We start from the raw sequence: 14403 nt of genomic DNA, 5'->3' as shown, positions 1-14403 counted from the left end.
GGATCGGGAGCGTTTTTCGTTTCAGCGCGCCGCCGCCGGGGTGGCCATCGCGCGGGCGTTCCAGTTCGGCGGCTCCTGGCCGGCCAGGTGGCGCAGGAAGAACTCGAACTCCTTGCGCTGGCCATAGTCGATCGGGCCGGTGGATCTGCCGACGGAGTGGCCTTCGCCCGGGACCACCAGCAGGTCGAATTCCTTGTCCGCCTTGATCAGGGCGTCGGCGAACTGCAGGGTCGAGGCGGGGTCGACGTTCTTGTCCTGCTCGCCGACGATCATCAGCAGCTTGCCTTGCAGGCGCCAGGCGTTGTCGATCGCCGAGGCGTCCGAATAGCTCTGGTCGACGGGCCAGCCCAGCCACTGCTCGTTCCAGCTGATCTTGTCCATGCGGTTGTCGTAGCAGCCGGCGAAGGCCACCCCGACCTTGTAGAACTCCGGATGGTAAAGCAGGGCCAGGGCCGTCGACTGGCCGCCGGCAGAGCCGCCGTAGATGCCGACCCGGCTTACGTCATACCAGGGATACTTGGCCGCCACGGCCTTGTGCCAGAGGATGCGGTCGGGGAAGCCGGAGTCGGCCAGGTTTTTCCAGGCCACGTCGTGGAAGGCCTTCGAGCGGTTCAGCGTGCCCATGCCGTCGATCTGCACGACGATGAAGCCAAGGTCGGCCAGCGACTGCATGCCCACCACCTTGTCGCCGCCCGCGTGATAGCCGAACGGCCACCAGGTCTTGGGCACGAAACTGGAATGCGGGCCGGCATAGATGTTCTCGATCACCGGATAATGCTTGGCGGGATCGAAATTCCGTGGGCGGACGATCAGGCCATGGATGTCGGTCTTGCCGTCGCGGCCCTTGGCGACGAACGGCTCGGGCGGCTTGAAGCCGGCGGCGACCAGTTGGCTGATGTCGGGCCTTTCCAGAGTGGCGACCAGGCCTAGGTCGCTAGTGCGCCGCAGCTCCGAGACCGGCGGCAGGTCGACGCGCGAATAGGTGTCGACATAGAGGCTGGCGTCTGGCGACAGGGCCACGTCGTGATAGGCGTTGGCGGTGGTCAGGGCCGTCAGCCCCTTGCCGTCGAAGCCGATGCGGTAGACGTGCTGAAAGTAGGGATCCTGGCCGGCGATCATGCCGCTGGCGGCGAAGTAGATCTGGCGCCTCGCCTCGTCGACCTTCAGCACCTGGCGCACCACCCACGGGCCCTTGGTGATCTGGGTCTTCACCGCGCCGGTCTTGCCGTCGAACAGGTAGAGATGGTTCCAGCCGTCGCGCTCGGACATCCACAGGACCTCTCGGCCGTTGTCGATGTCCTGCCGGAAGCGGCGGCCCTCGTTGATGAAGGTCTTGGCGGTCTCGGTGACCACGGCGCGCGGCTGGCCGGTCTTGGCGTCGATCTCGATCACGCGGGCCAGTTGGTGGCCGCGCTGCTCGTAGACGAAGGACACCGTGGCGCTGTCCTTGCGCCACTCCAGCTTGGAGAGGTCGTAAGGATTGGCGAACAGGTTGTCCGGCGTCGGCAGTTGTTTACCCTCAGCCGGCAGGAAGACGACGGGCTGCTCGATGTCCACCGCGTCGCCGGGCTTGGGATAGAGCTGGGTTTGCAGCTTGGGCTGCACCTGGTCGGCGGGGCGGGCCTCGACGCGGGTGACGATGCGGCGGAAGCCGGGATGCACGCGGTAGGCGGCCAGCTTGGCGGAGTCCGGCGACCAGACGATCGATTCCGGGTCGTAGAAATTGGCGTCCGAGCCGTCGGTGCTGATCCGCTGCCAGGCGCCGCCGACCGGGCGGACGGCGATGTTGAAGTTCTCGACATGCGCCTCCCACCGGCCGTCGGGCGAGCGGCGCGGATGGTTGTCGGCGGGGACGGAGAGGTCGCGCACCACCCCGAAGCCGCTGGGTCGGCCCGGGCGAGGAGCCTCGGCGCAGGCGAAGTCGGTCAGCGCGCAGCGCCAGCTGGTCTCATTGAACGAAAAGCGGATCGCCGCGCCGTTGTCGGCGAAGGTGAAGCTCTCGAACGGCAGCCGCGGCGGGTCGAAGGTCGTGTTGGCGGCCTTGCCCAGGGCGGCGGCGATGCGGGCCTGGTCGAAGCTGGGCGTCTTGGCGCCGGTCTTGACGTCGTAGGTGACGAAGGCGAAGCCGCCCTCGACGGTCTTGCGGTAGAAGAGCTTGCCGTCGCCCGACCAGGCGGCAGGATCGGCGACGTCGCGCGTCAGGTACATCTGCGTCTCGCGCAGATGCAGCGAGCGCGCGAGATCCTCGGCCGACACCTGGGCCAGGGCCGGCGTCGCCTGCAGGGCCAACGTCAATAGGATCAATCCGCCAGTCCGCATGTACAGTCCCCAAGGCGCTAGTCGAGCTTATCGTATTATGTATACGGTGAGGCTTGGCGAGGTGAAGCCCAAAGGGGAGGGAAGCATGTCGGTATTTCGCAAGGCGCTGGCCGGGACGGCGTTAGCGCTCCTGATGGTGGCTCCGCTCCATGCCCAGGCGCCCACCCCGCCGCGGCCGCAGACCGAGTCCGACGGCTACTCCCGCTACGAGCTGCTCGGCCCGGGCAGCCACAAGTTCCGGATCGTCTACGAGATCACCGCCAGCACCGCCGGGGCGAGCGCCTACTACAACCCCATCCGGCAGGGCAGCGTCGCCACGGACGAGCGCGTCAACGACCGCGCCACCGGCAAGCCGCTGAAGTTCGAGGTCGTGCCGGGCGACGTCGCCAAGGCCGGCGGCGTGCGCGGCGCGAGCCCCGACGGCAGCTATATCCGCGTCGAGCTGGCCCATCCGGTGCCGGCCGACGGCGGCGAGGGCCGGGTGCTGATCGACAAGACCTACGAGGACGCCAAGAGCTACTATCAGGAGGGCGAGCTGATCGTCTTCGACCGGCCGCTGGGCGTGAAGCGCAACGCGGTGGTCCTGCCGGCTGGCTACGAGCTGGTGTCCTGCAACTATCCGGCCCAGGTGCTGCAGGAGGCCGACGGCCGCATCAAGATCGCCTTCTGGAACAACACCCCGGCCCAGGCGCCGCTGGTCATCAAGGCGCGGCCCTCGCCGAACCTGAAGCCGGCCGTTTCGTCCCTGGCCATGGCGCTGGACGAGCGCGCCTATCAGAACCGCGAGATCATGTACTTCCTGCAGCCGCCGGAAACCCACAGCTTCGATCTCTATCACGACTACACCGAGACCCGGCCGGGCGTGGGGGTCTACGTCAACATCGTCCGGGCCGGTAGCGCCGCCTCCAAGCCGTCGGCGCGCGACCTCGACACCGGCGCGGCCCTGAAATGGGAGATGCTGAAGGGCGCCGACATCCTGAAGGCCGCCCCCGACCAGAAGGGCGTCACGCCCGAGACCGAGGCCATCGTCTTCCACTTCGATCCGGTGAAGCCAGGCCAGAGCGCCCGTCTGCGCTTCAGCGAGACCTATACCGACGCCGAACGCTACAAGCTGGTCGGCGACGAACTGGTCTGGCGGCGGTCGTTTGGCCGGCCGCTGAACACCGTGGCGCTGCCCGCGGGCTGGGTGCTGACCAACAGCTCGGTCCCGGCCACGGTCAAGACCCTGGCCGACGGCCGCGTCCAGCTGGAGTTCATCAACCCCCGCACCGACGAGATCGACACCATCATCACGGCGCGGCGGCGGTAGCGCTAGAGCATTTTCCGACGAAGTGGGTACCGGTTCGTCGGCAGAAAATGCGTCAAAACAATAGGCTAGAGCATTTCATCGATCCAACTGGATCGAAAAATGCTCTAGGCCGACAGCTGCTGTTGCAGGTCCTTCATCGTGCCGCGAATGTGGGCGGCGGTCAGGGACTCGACCTTGGCCGCGTCGCCCCGCAGCCAGACGTCCAGCAGCTCGCGATGCTCCTCGGCGGCGCGGGCCTCGCGGCCATAGGGCTCCAGGTGGACGCGCACATAGCGCTCGGCCAGAACCTGGAGACGCTCCAGCAGCTGGTAGGTGACCAGGCCGCCGGAGGGACGGATCATCGCCATGTGGAAGGCGCGGTTCATCGACACGTGATCGCCCGGCGCGCCGGTCTGCTGCGCCGTTTCGAGCGCGGCCAGGGCGGTCTTGACCTTCTGCTGGTCCTCGGGCGTGGCCTTCTTGGATCCGGCGGCCGTGGCGCTGGGCTCCAGCTTAAGGCGCAGCTCGAACACCTCGTTGGCCTCGTCCGCCGAGAGCGGCCGCACCACATAGCCGCGGTTCGGATAGGAGCTGAGCAACCCGTCCTGCTCCAGCCGGCTCAGGGCCTCGCGCAGCGGGATCTTGCTGACCCCCAGCTCCTCGGCGATCGTGTCCTGTCGCACCGGCGTCCCCGGACCCATCTGGCCCATCAGGATGCGCTTGCGGACCAGCTCGTAGGTCTGGTCGGAGAGGGTGCGGACGACGATGGTCATCGGGTGGGCGTATCTCTGAAGAAGCACAAAGGCTTGGCGACGCGACGCGCGCCCTTAACGGTCATAGGTCCCTGTAACCGGCCAGTGCAAATAAGAAATCGTCGTCCGCGCCCTAAACGACTTGAAAACCTCGCCAGAACTGGTCGGCCTGATCGATCCAGATCGTATTGAAGCCCGTCGAGATCGCCGAGCCCTCGACGGACGGAATGATCGCGGGCTGGTTCCCGATCGTGGTTTCCGCCTCGACCTTGCCGATGAAGCGGCTGCGAATGAAGCTTTCGTGCACGAAGGTCTCGCCGACCTTGAGCCTGTGCTTGGCGTGAAGATGGGCCAGGCGGGCCGAGGTGCCGGTGCCGCAGGGGCTGCGGTCGATGGCCTTGTCGCCATAGAACACCGCGTTGCGCCCATCCGCGCCTTCGCTGCTGGGACGATCGGCCCACAGCACGTGGCTGACCCCGCGAATGGTCGGGTCCAGCGGGTGGACCGGCGTGGTCTTCTCGCGGACGCGTTCGCGGACGATGGGGCTGTAGTGCAGGATGTCCTGGGCGCTGAAGGCCTCCAGGCCCTTGTAGGCCCCCTGCGGCTCGACGATGGCGTAGAAGTTGCCGCCATAGGCGACGTCCAGCTTCAGCGGGCCAAGGCCCGGCACGTCGATCTCGACGTCGGTCACCGCCAGATAGCCCGGCACGTTGACGATCTTCACCGCCGTGACCTTGTCGCCTTCCGTCCTGTATTCGATGTCGATGACCCCGGCGGGCACTTCCAGCTTCAGGCGGCCCGGGACGCGGGGGGTGATCAGCCCGTTCTCCAGGGCGAAGGTGACCATGCCGATCGTGCCGTGGCCGCACATCGGCAGGCAGCCGCTGGTCTCGACGAACAGGATGCCGGCCTCGGTGTCGTCGCGGGTCGGCGGATAGAGGAAGCCGCCGGACATCATGTCGTGGCCGCGCGGCTCGAACATCAGGCCCGTGCGGATCCAGTCGAAGCGCTCCAGGAAGTCCTGGCGACGCTCGCTCATGGACGCGCCCCGCAGCAGAGGCGCGCCGCCGACGATCAGCCGTACGGGATTGCCGGCGGTGTGGCCGTCAATACAGAAGAAGATGTGACGCATGGCTGATCGATAGTCCTGGGTGATCGGGGGCCTAACCGACGGGACGGGTCGCCGCGGCCTTCTCGACCATGGCCGTCACCTCGGCGCGACGGGCGCCAGCCAGTGGCAGGCGCGGCGCGCGGACGCGCTCGGAGCCCCGGCCCATGATCTGCTCGGCCAGTTTGATAGACTGGACGAGATCATGTTCGGCGTCGAGGTGCAGCAGCGGCATGAACCAGCGGTAGATCTTCAGGGCTTCGGCCAGGTCACCGCGGTCGATGGCGGCCACCAGGGCCACCGATTCCTGTGGGAAGGCGCTGGTCAGGCCCGAGACCCAGCCGTGGGCGCCCAGCAGCAGGCCTTCCAGCGCGACGTCATCCAGGCCGGCCATCAGGATGTAGCGATCGCCGAACACGTTGAGCAGGTCGGTGAAGCGGCGGGTGTCGGGCGCGCTTTCCTTGACCGCCACGATGTTGGGCACGTCGGCCAGGCGCTGCAGCACGCTGGTGGTGATCGACACGCGATAGGCCGGCGGGTTGTTGTAGAGCATGATCGGCAGGCTGGTCGCCGCCGCGACGGTGCGGAAGTGATTCTCCAGCTCCAGTTCGGTCGGCACATAGACCATGGCCGGCAGCACCATCAGGGCGTCGGCGCCGATGGCTTCGGCGTCCTTGGCGAACTTGGCGGCGCGGTCGGTGGTCATTTCCGAGACACCGACCACCACCGGAACGCGCCCCGCGACCACTTCCACGGCGGATTTCAGCGCGGCGCGCTTCTCATCGGCGTCAAGCGAGTTGTTTTCGCCGCAGGTGCCGAGCACGATGAGCCCGTGGACGCCGTCCTTGATCAGCGCGTCGAGGACGCCCTGACTCGCCTCGAAGTCGATGGACGAATCCGCATTGAATTGAGTGGTCGCCGCTGGATAGACGCCGCGCCAGGAGATCGAATTCATACTGCTTGCACCTCTGTGATGTTCGTCTACCATATACGATATGAGATCTGGAGGTAAAGGCCTGGTGGCGGTTCAATGAGTATCGTCGTTGTCGGCGCAGGCGTCGTCGGGCTGGCCTGCGCGCTGGATCTGCGACGGGCGGGCGCGCAAGTGCTGCTCATCGACGAGAGCGCCGGTCCGTCGGCGTCGTGGGGCAATGCCGGTCATATCGCCATCGAACAGGTCGAGCCGATCGCCTCCATGAAGGCGCTGAAATCGGCCCCGGCGCGGTGGTTCCCGCGCGGCGGGGCGTTGGATTTCAGATTCGCGGACATTCTCTCATGGAGCGGCTGGGCGGCACGCTATGTCCAGGCCTGCGCGCCGGACGCTTTCGACCATGGGAAGGCGGCGCTGGGCGCGCTGCTGGAAGACGCCGTTCCGGCCTGGCGAAGGCTCGCCGAGGCGGCCGGACGGCCGGACCTGCTGCGCGAGCGCGGCCACATCGTCGTTTGGGAAAGCTTGGCCAGCGCCGAGAAGGGCAGGGCCACCTGGGGCGCGACCGACATCGGCCAGGCGCGCACGCGCGACCTGCAAGGCGTCGAGCTGCTGGAGGTCGCCAGCCGCCTGGCCATCGCCCCGGCGGGCGGCCTGCGTTTCGAGAACAGCGGCCAGATCAGCGATCCGGGCCTGGCCTTGCGGACTCTGCGCGACGCCTTCACGGCGCTGGGCGGGACGATACGGTCGGCGCGGGTCACGGCGCTCAGGCTCGAGGGCGGCCGCGCGGTCGTCGCGCTGGACGACGGTGAGGCGCCGCGGCCCGATCAGTTGGTCCTGGCCGCCGGCGTCGGCAGCGGCGCGCTGATGCGAGGGCTGGGCCACGTCGCGCCCATCGTCGCCGAGCGCGGCTATCATATCGAAGGCGACATTCTTGAAAGAGATGGGGGCGCGTGGGGCGACCTGCCGCCGGTGGTGTTCGAGGATCGGTCGATGATCGTCACCCGGTTCGGCGACCGGCTGCGGGCGGCCAGCTTCGTCGAGTTCGCCCGCCAGGATTCGCCCGCCGATCCGCGCAAGTGGGCGCGGCTGCATCGGCATGTCGACGAGCTGGGCCTGCCGATGGCGGCGCCGCGCAGCCAGTGGATGGGCGGGCGCCCGACCTTGCCCGACTATCTGCCGGCCATCGGCGTCAGCCGCCGCGCGTCCAACCTGATCTACGCTTTCGGCCACCAGCATCTGGGCCTGACCCTGGCGGCGACGACCGGCGAGATCGTCACCGCGCTCGCGGGCGGCGGCGGGGCGGCGGTTGACCTGGCGCCCTTCGACCTGGACCGTTTCGCGCCCGGCGCCCCGCGGCGCGCCAAGGAGAACGCGGCATGACGCCCGACATTGGCGGATCCTCCGCGGAACAGGAACTGGCGGGCCTTTCGCCGCCGCCCGGCCGGCCCGCGCCGGTCGACGCCGCCGAGCGCCGAGCCCGCCTGGCCAGGGCGCGAGACCTGACGCGCGCCCTCGGCGCCCAGGCGCTGCTGATCGGAGCCGGCGCCAGCCTGCGCTACTTCGCCGGCGTGGCCTGGGGCGCGACCGAGCGGCTGGTCGCCATGCTGCTGCCCGTCGCGGGCGAGCCGATCATGATCTGCCCGGCCTTCGAGCTGGGTTCGCTGCGGGCCAGCCTGGGTCTCGAGGCCGAGATCCGCCTCTGGCAGGAGGACGAGCCGCCCGGCGCGCTGGTCGCCGAGACGCTGAAGGCGCTGGGCGTCACCACTCTGGCCTTCGACCCGGCCCTGTCGTTCCAGGCCTTCGACGATGTCCGCAAGGCCGCGCCCGATCTCACCGTGCTCAACGCCGCGCCGGTCGTCGACGGCTGCCGCGGGATCAAGTCGCCGGCCGAGCTGGCTTTGCTGCAATACGCCAAGAGCCTGACCCTGGAGGTTCATCGTCGCGCCGCCGCGATCCTGCGGCCAGGGATCACCACCGGTGAGGTGAGGCGCTTCATCGACGCGGCGCATCGCGCCTGCGGGGCCGACAACGGCTCGACCTTCTGCGCGGTGCAGTTCGGCGTCGCCAGCGCCTATCCGCACGGCGTGCCGGGCGAGCAGAGCCTGGCTGAGGGCGACCTCGTCTTGATCGACACGGGCTGCCAGATCGACGGCTACCACTCCGACATCACCCGCACCTATGTCTTCGGCGCGCCCAGCGCCGAGCATCGCCGGATCTGGGATATCGAACACGAGGCCCAGGCGGCCGCCTTCGCGGCGGTCAAGCCGGGCGTGCCTTGCGAAGTCATCGACCAGGTGGCGCGCGAGGTGCTGCAACGCCACGGCCTCGGGCCCGACTACGCCCTGCCGGGCCTGCCGCATCGCACCGGTCACGGCATCGGCCTGTCGATCCACGAAGGCCCGTACCTGGTGCGCGGCGACACGACCCCGCTGGCGGTCGGCATGTGCTTTTCCAACGAGCCGATGATCGTGCTGCCCGACCAGTTCGGCGTCCGGCTCGAAGACCATTTCCATGTCACGCCCGACGGCGCGGCCTGGTTCACCAAGCCTTCGGCCTCGATCGACAGGCCGTTTTCGTAAAGCGCGGACCGGCGAGGGGGCCGGGCGCGCCAACAACAGGGGACTGGACTGATGACCTTCTGGACGCGCCGCAAGGCGCTGGACGCGGTGCTCCGGGTCGAGGAAAGCCGCCGCCTCAAGCCGACGCTCAGTTGGCCGCACCTGATCGCCCTGGGCATCGGCGCGATCATCGGCACGGGCATCTACACCCTGACCGGCATCGGCGCCGAGCGCGCCGGTCCCGCCGTGATCCTGGCCTTCGCGGCCTGCGGCGTGCTCTGCGTGTTCGCTGCCCTGACCTATGCCGAGATGGCCACCATGATCCCGGCGGCCGGCAGCGCCTACACCTATGCCTACGCCGTTCTGGGCGAAGGGCTGGCCTGGATCGTCGGCTGGAGCCTCATCCTGGAATATTCGGTGACCTGCAGCGCCGTGGCCGTGGGCTGGTCGGGCTACATGGTCGGGCTGCTCAAGAGCGCGGGCATCGTCCTGCCGGCGGCCCTGCTGGCCGGACCGCATGGCGGCGGCATCGTCAATCTTCCGGCGGTGCTGATCGTGCTGGCGGTCACCGCCCTGCTGATCCGCGGCGCCAAGGAGAGCGCGGTGGTCAATATCGCTCTGGTGGCCATCAAGATCCTGGCCCTGGGGGTGTTCGTGTTCCTGACCATCACCGCGCTGAAGCCCGAGAACTTCACGCCGTTCATGCCGTACGGCTTCGCGTCCGAGACCGTGAACGGCCATACGCGCGGCGTCATGGCGGCGGCGGCGATCGTGTTCTTCGCCTTCTTCGGTTTCGACGCCGTCTCGACCTCGGCCGAGGAGGTCAAGAACCCCAAGCGCGACCTGACCATCGGCATCGTCGGTTCGATGATCGTCAGCACCCTGATCTACATGCTGGTCGCCACCTGCGCGGTGGGGGCGTGGGCCTACAGCGAGTTCGCCCGCAGCGGCGAGCCGCTGGCCTTCATCCTGCGCAGCCTGAACCACCCCTGGGCGGCGGTCGCCATCGCGGCGGCGGCGGTCATCGCCCTGCCCAGCGTCATCCTGGTGATGATGTTCGGCCAGACGCGGGTGTTCTTCGTGATGTCGCGCGACGGCCTGCTGCCGCACGGCCTCAGCAAGCTGCATCCCCGCCGCGGCACGCCGGTGGCGCTGACCCTGATGGTCGGCGCCTTCGTGGCGGTGGTCGCGGGCCTGTTCCGGCTGGACGAGATCGCCGAGCTGTCGAACGCCGGCACCCTGCTGGCCTTCATCTGCGTGGCCGTCTGCGTGATGGTGCTGCGGGTGACCAAGCCCGACCTGCCGCGCCTGTTCCGCTGCCCGGCCGTCTGGGTCGTCGGTCCGCTGGCGGTGGTCGGCTGCCTCTACTTCATGATCAGCCTCCCGCCGGCGACGCTGGGCCGGTTCCTGGTGTGGAACCTGGTCGGCATCGTCGTCTACCTGCTCTACGGCCGTCGCAAGAGCTTCCTCAACACGCCCTCGACGGCGACCTGAGGCCCCGGATCACGTCGGCGGCGAACGCTCGCCGCCGACGTCTTCTTCAACGCGAGGGCCGCGACCGCCGTCAATGCCTGGCGTCGAACCAAGCCGGGCGGATCACGAAGCCCAGGCCCAGCGGGTCCGGCGCGCCGGGATAGTAGTCGGTGCTGATGATCTGGGCGCCCGAATTGACCGAAGCCTCGAGCCGGCCGAGATCATGATTGCGGGCCTCGGTCGTGTCGGCGTCGCCGCGGGTGCGGACCAGGAAGCCCTGAGCGACCAGCGCCTTGATCATCGCCTGGGCCGGGCGCGGGTCCTGGATGTTGAACACCGCCGCCTCGGCCTGGTCGTCGGCATAGAGGCCGAACAGCATCCGGTCCTTCAGGGACGGATGGCCGGCGCGGTAGGCCTCCTCGATGCGGGGGTTGGCGTCCAGCACCAGCAGGACCTTGCCGCGCGCGCCGTCCACCGTCGGCCAACCGCCGCTCGTCACGCCGTCGCGCAGAGTGGCGCGCGCGCCTCGGACGTCGTCCGGCGCGATGATCCGGTCGCGGCCGAACGCCTTGATCGCGTCGGCGTCCAGGCCGGCGAAGTCGGCCTCGGTCCAGAGCGGCGGGTTCGGAATGGCCGGGTTGTTAAACGGCTCTTCCTTGGTGTTGACGAAGATCACGATCGGCTGGTGATCGGGGTGGGCCTTGGACCAGGTCGCCACCTCGGCGAAGCAGTCCGAGAGGCGCAGGCACAGGGTGCGGGCGTCGACGACCGGGGCGTGCAGCACCTTGGCGCCGGGCGCCGTCATGATCGCGAGCTTGGCCGGGTCCTTGGCGTAGGGGGCGGCGTAGAGGCCGCCGGCGGTGTCGGCATAGGGATCGAACTCCAGTTGCCGGACGCCCAGGTCCAGCTGAGCGGCGATCGGCGGATGGCCGTATTCGACGCCGCGCGAGCGCTCGCCCATCACCTGGCGCTGGTGCGCCAGGGCGGCGGGATCGAGTTCAGGACGGTAGCTGTTGTGCGAGCCCAGCCAGTGCAGGCTGTTGATCCGCGGCGCTTCGGCCGCCTGGGTTGCGAAGGCGACGACCGCCAGGGCGGCGGCGAGGAACAGCGGGCGCATGACGACCTCATGGGAAGGAAAAGGCGCGGACCGGCCGGTGTGCGACCAGTCCGCGCGAGGTGACGACCTCTAAGAGCAGAGGGCGTTCAGGGGAGGGGTCAGAACTTACCGCGGAGCGTCAGCGAGACCGTGCGGCCCCAGTGATAGATCTCCATCGGCTGGTCCTTGGTCTTGCCGTAGGTGAAGCGGACCTCGTCGGTCAGGTTCGAACCTTCCAGGGTCACCGCGTATTGCGGGGTGATCTGGTAGGAGAGCGAGCCGTCCAGCGAGCCATAGGGGGCGATATAGGACTGGGCGGTGGTGGTGCTGCCGATCGACTGCAGATACCGCGAGCGCCAGAACCAGCCGAGGCGGGCGCTGATCGGGCCCTTCTCATAGTAGCCGACCAGGTTGTAGCTCTGCTTGGACAGGCCCACGAGGTCGTCCTTGATCTGGCGGTTGCCGGCGAAATAGTTCGCCTTGCTGTCCACCAGGGTCACCGAGGCCTGGACGCCGAAGCCGTCGAACGGGCCGGGCAGGAACGAAAGCGACTGGTTGTAGGCGGCTTCGAAGCCGCGCACCTCGGCGTCGCCGCCGTTGACGCTGGCCGACAGCAGCACGTCGCCGCGGCCCGGCACCTGGATCGTGGTGTTCTGGGCGGTGATGTAGTTGTCCATCGTCTTGATGAACACCGCGGCGGTCACGGCCGTGGTCGGGGCCGGGTACCATTCCAGCGAGGCGTCGTACTGGTCGGCCAGGAACGGATCCAGGTCCGGGTTGCCGCCCGAGGCCGTCGGCGAGTCGCGGCTGACGGTGATGCGCGGGGCGCTGTCGGTGACGTTGGGACGGTTGACGACGCGCGAGGCCGACAGGCGGCCGACCAGGTCGTCACGCAGGTCGAGCTTGACGTTCAGGCTGGGCAGCCAGTTCTTGTATTCCTTCAGATAACCCACCGGCACCGGCGTCGAGCCGCTGGTCAGCGTGCCGCTGGCCAGTTGCTTGGTCTCGGCGTAGCGGACGCCCAGATTGCCGCTGACCGGCACGCCGCCCAGGTCGAACTTGAAGTCGCCGCGCACATAGGCGCTGTGGATCTTCTGGTCGACGATGAACGAGTTGCGCAGGTCGGCCGCCGACCACGGCTGAGCCGCCACGGCAGAGGTGTACAGCTTGTTGTAATAGGCGTCGCTGGTCGGGGTGACCCAGGTGCGCGGCGTGTTGCCGGCGAAGTCCTTGAGGAAGCCCGTATAGGGCATGGTCTCGTAGAAGCTGGCGCCCAGGGTGGTCAGCGGCACATTCAGGATATCGTTCAGCACCCAGTCGCGACGCAGGAAGGTGCGGTTCATGTTGTGCTGTTCGGCGCCGAAGGCGATCTTGGTGAACCAGCCCGAGAAGACGCGCGAGCCGTCCAGGCGGAAGGTCTCGTCGCTGTCGCGCGAGTCCTTCCAGGTATAGTCGAACGCCTGGCCCACGTAGTTGGCCGGGTTGGTGTAGTCGACATTGGTGGTCAGCTGCGGGATCGCCGTGGAGCCACGCGAGAAGTCGAAGCTCAGCGGCGCGAAGAACGCGATGCGGTCACGCGTGGTGGCCTTGCCGTCCGGATGGTAGCTGCGGGCGCGCGAATAGCCGTACTCGGCGTTGAACGCCCAGGCGCCCGGCGTCCAGGCCTGCTTGATGCCAAAGACCGTCAGATCGTGGCGGTTCATGCTGGTCTCGCGCGAGGCCATCCAGCGCACGTTGTTGATCGTGCCGGCCACGACGGTGTCGCCGACGACCTTCTGGCTGCCGGCCACGAACTGCGGCGTCGCGAAGGTGCTGTCGTCCGGATAGATGTCGAGGCCGAACTCGTCGTAGCCGACGTCCAGTCGGGTGACGAGCAGGTCGACGTCGGTCTGGAAGTCGCTGTTGGGCTTCCACTGACCCGAGAGGGCGCCGGAATAGAGCTTGCGGTGCTCGGTCTCGACGGTCGGACGGGTGCGGGTGGGGGTGTAGAGGCCCGAGCCCAGCACCGATTTGAACTTATCGAGGTTCCAGCCGACCATGTAGAGGCGGTCGTTGCGCACGTGACGCTCGTCATAGAGGCCCGAGGCCAGCAGGCCCAGGGTCTTGTCCTCATTGGTCCAGCTGTAGAGGCCCGACACCGACGGGTCGGCCTTCTTGCGGACGTCGTTATAGGTCTCGCGCGCGGAGAAGGCGGCCTTCTTGCCCAGGTCGAGGGGCTTGAAGGTCTTGATGTTGATATTGCCGCCCAGGGCGCCCTCGTCCATGTCGGCGGTCGGGGTCTTCACGACCTCGATCTGCGAGATCAGTTCGGCGGGCAGCACCTCGAAGCGGAACTGACGGCCCTTGGCGCCGCCGTTCTCGATCAGGTCGTTGACGGCGATCGAGCGGCCGTTCAGCTCGGTGTACTGGAACTGCGGACCCAGGCCCCGGACGCTGACATAGAGACCCGCGCCGCGCTGGCGGTCGATGGTGACGCCGGTGACCAGCTGCAGCGCCTCGGCGGCGTTGCGGGTCGGGAATTTGCCGATGTCCTCGGCGTTGACCGCATCCAGGCCGTAGGCGGCCGAGCGCTTCAAGGCGGCGGCGGCCTGCAGGCTCTTGCCATACGAGGTGATGACGACGGCGTCGACGGCGTCGGCCGGTTCGGCCGCGGCTGGCGCGGCCGCGGCGGTGTCGGCGGCCTGGGCCTGGCCCGCGCCGAGGGCGGCGAAGGCGAGGACGGCGACAGCGCCCGCGCAGGGCGCGGACAGGAACTTCGAGTTGGACATGGTATCCCCCGGTCTTTGCTGGGCCCGCGGGGAGGCGCGGGTCAGGGCAGAAGAACGGAGGGGGCGACGCCGAACCTCAGTCCGGCATCGGTGAAATATTTGCGACGATC

The 14403-nt window shown here is 68.2% G+C and carries 10 protein-coding genes; 4 read left to right on the top strand and 6 right to left on the bottom strand.

Going from position 1 to position 14403, the window contains the following annotated elements; translation table 11 throughout:
• Positions 1-21 precede the first annotated feature (21 nt).
• Positions 22-2304 carry a S9 family peptidase gene (locus tag ACW175_RS15260; RefSeq protein ID WP_492100896.1) on the bottom strand — a complete coding sequence of 761 codons (2283 nt, stop codon included), beginning with the start codon at positions 2302-2304 and terminating at the stop codon, positions 22-24.
• Positions 2305-2404: 100 nt separating this feature from the next.
• Here ACW175_RS15260 and ACW175_RS15255 point away from each other — a divergent pair, with 100 nt between their 5' ends.
• The gene (locus tag ACW175_RS15255; RefSeq protein ID WP_492100895.1) at positions 2405-3628 is read left to right on the top strand and encodes a hypothetical protein; all 1224 of its coding nucleotides are present in this window, start codon (positions 2405-2407) and stop codon (positions 3626-3628) included.
• Between the two features lie 104 nt (positions 3629-3732).
• Here the strand turns inward: ACW175_RS15255 and ACW175_RS15250 are convergent, their stop codons facing one another.
• From ACW175_RS15250 to ACW175_RS15240, 3 genes are all read right to left on the bottom strand, one after another.
• A complete protein-coding gene (locus ACW175_RS15250; RefSeq protein WP_099579341.1) occupies positions 3733-4380 on the bottom strand; it encodes a GntR family transcriptional regulator in 648 nt (215 codons plus the stop codon).
• Between the two features lie 112 nt (positions 4381-4492).
• Positions 4493-5491, bottom strand: a complete 999-nt coding sequence (locus ACW175_RS15245; RefSeq protein WP_492100894.1) for a 4-hydroxyproline epimerase — start codon at positions 5489-5491, stop codon at positions 4493-4495.
• Positions 5492-5522: 31 nt separating this feature from the next.
• Positions 5523-6422 (bottom strand): dihydrodipicolinate synthase family protein, encoded by a 900-nt coding sequence (locus tag ACW175_RS15240; protein WP_492100893.1) that lies wholly within the window; start codon positions 6420-6422, stop codon positions 5523-5525.
• A gap of 75 nt (positions 6423-6497) precedes the next feature.
• Between ACW175_RS15240 and ACW175_RS15235 the strand changes: the two genes are divergently transcribed.
• Genes ACW175_RS15235 through ACW175_RS15225 form a run of 3 tightly spaced genes read left to right on the top strand, consistent with a single transcriptional unit; the run spans position 6498 to position 10450 of the window.
• Entirely contained in the window at positions 6498-7778 is a 1281-nt protein-coding gene (locus ACW175_RS15235) for an NAD(P)/FAD-dependent oxidoreductase (RefSeq protein ID WP_492100892.1), read from the top strand.
• Complete coding sequence (locus tag ACW175_RS15230) at positions 7775-8977, top strand: M24 family metallopeptidase (protein WP_492100891.1); 1203 nt, start codon at positions 7775-7777, stop codon at positions 8975-8977. Before ACW175_RS15235 ends, ACW175_RS15230 begins: the two co-directional genes overlap by 4 nt.
• Positions 8978-9028: 51 nt before the next feature.
• Entirely contained in the window at positions 9029-10450 is a 1422-nt protein-coding gene (locus ACW175_RS15225; protein ID WP_492100890.1) for an amino acid permease, read from the top strand.
• Positions 10451-10520: 70 nt separating this feature from the next.
• On the opposite strand, the gene ACW175_RS15220 is transcribed toward ACW175_RS15225, so the two are convergent.
• Both ACW175_RS15220 and ACW175_RS15215 read right to left on the bottom strand, forming a co-directional pair.
• A complete protein-coding gene (locus tag ACW175_RS15220) occupies positions 10521-11546 on the bottom strand; it encodes a phosphatidylinositol-specific phospholipase C domain-containing protein (RefSeq protein WP_492100889.1) in 1026 nt (341 codons plus the stop codon).
• Positions 11547-11644: 98 nt separating this feature from the next.
• A complete protein-coding gene (locus ACW175_RS15215; protein ID WP_492100888.1) occupies positions 11645-14293 on the bottom strand; it encodes a TonB-dependent receptor in 2649 nt (882 codons plus the stop codon).
• Positions 14294-14403 lie beyond the last annotated feature (110 nt).

Source organism: Caulobacter sp. FV1ye6ST (genome assembly GCF_058681225.1).
Note: the sequence above shows the minus strand (reverse complement) of the source record. Positions and strands in the feature narration are given on the sequence as shown.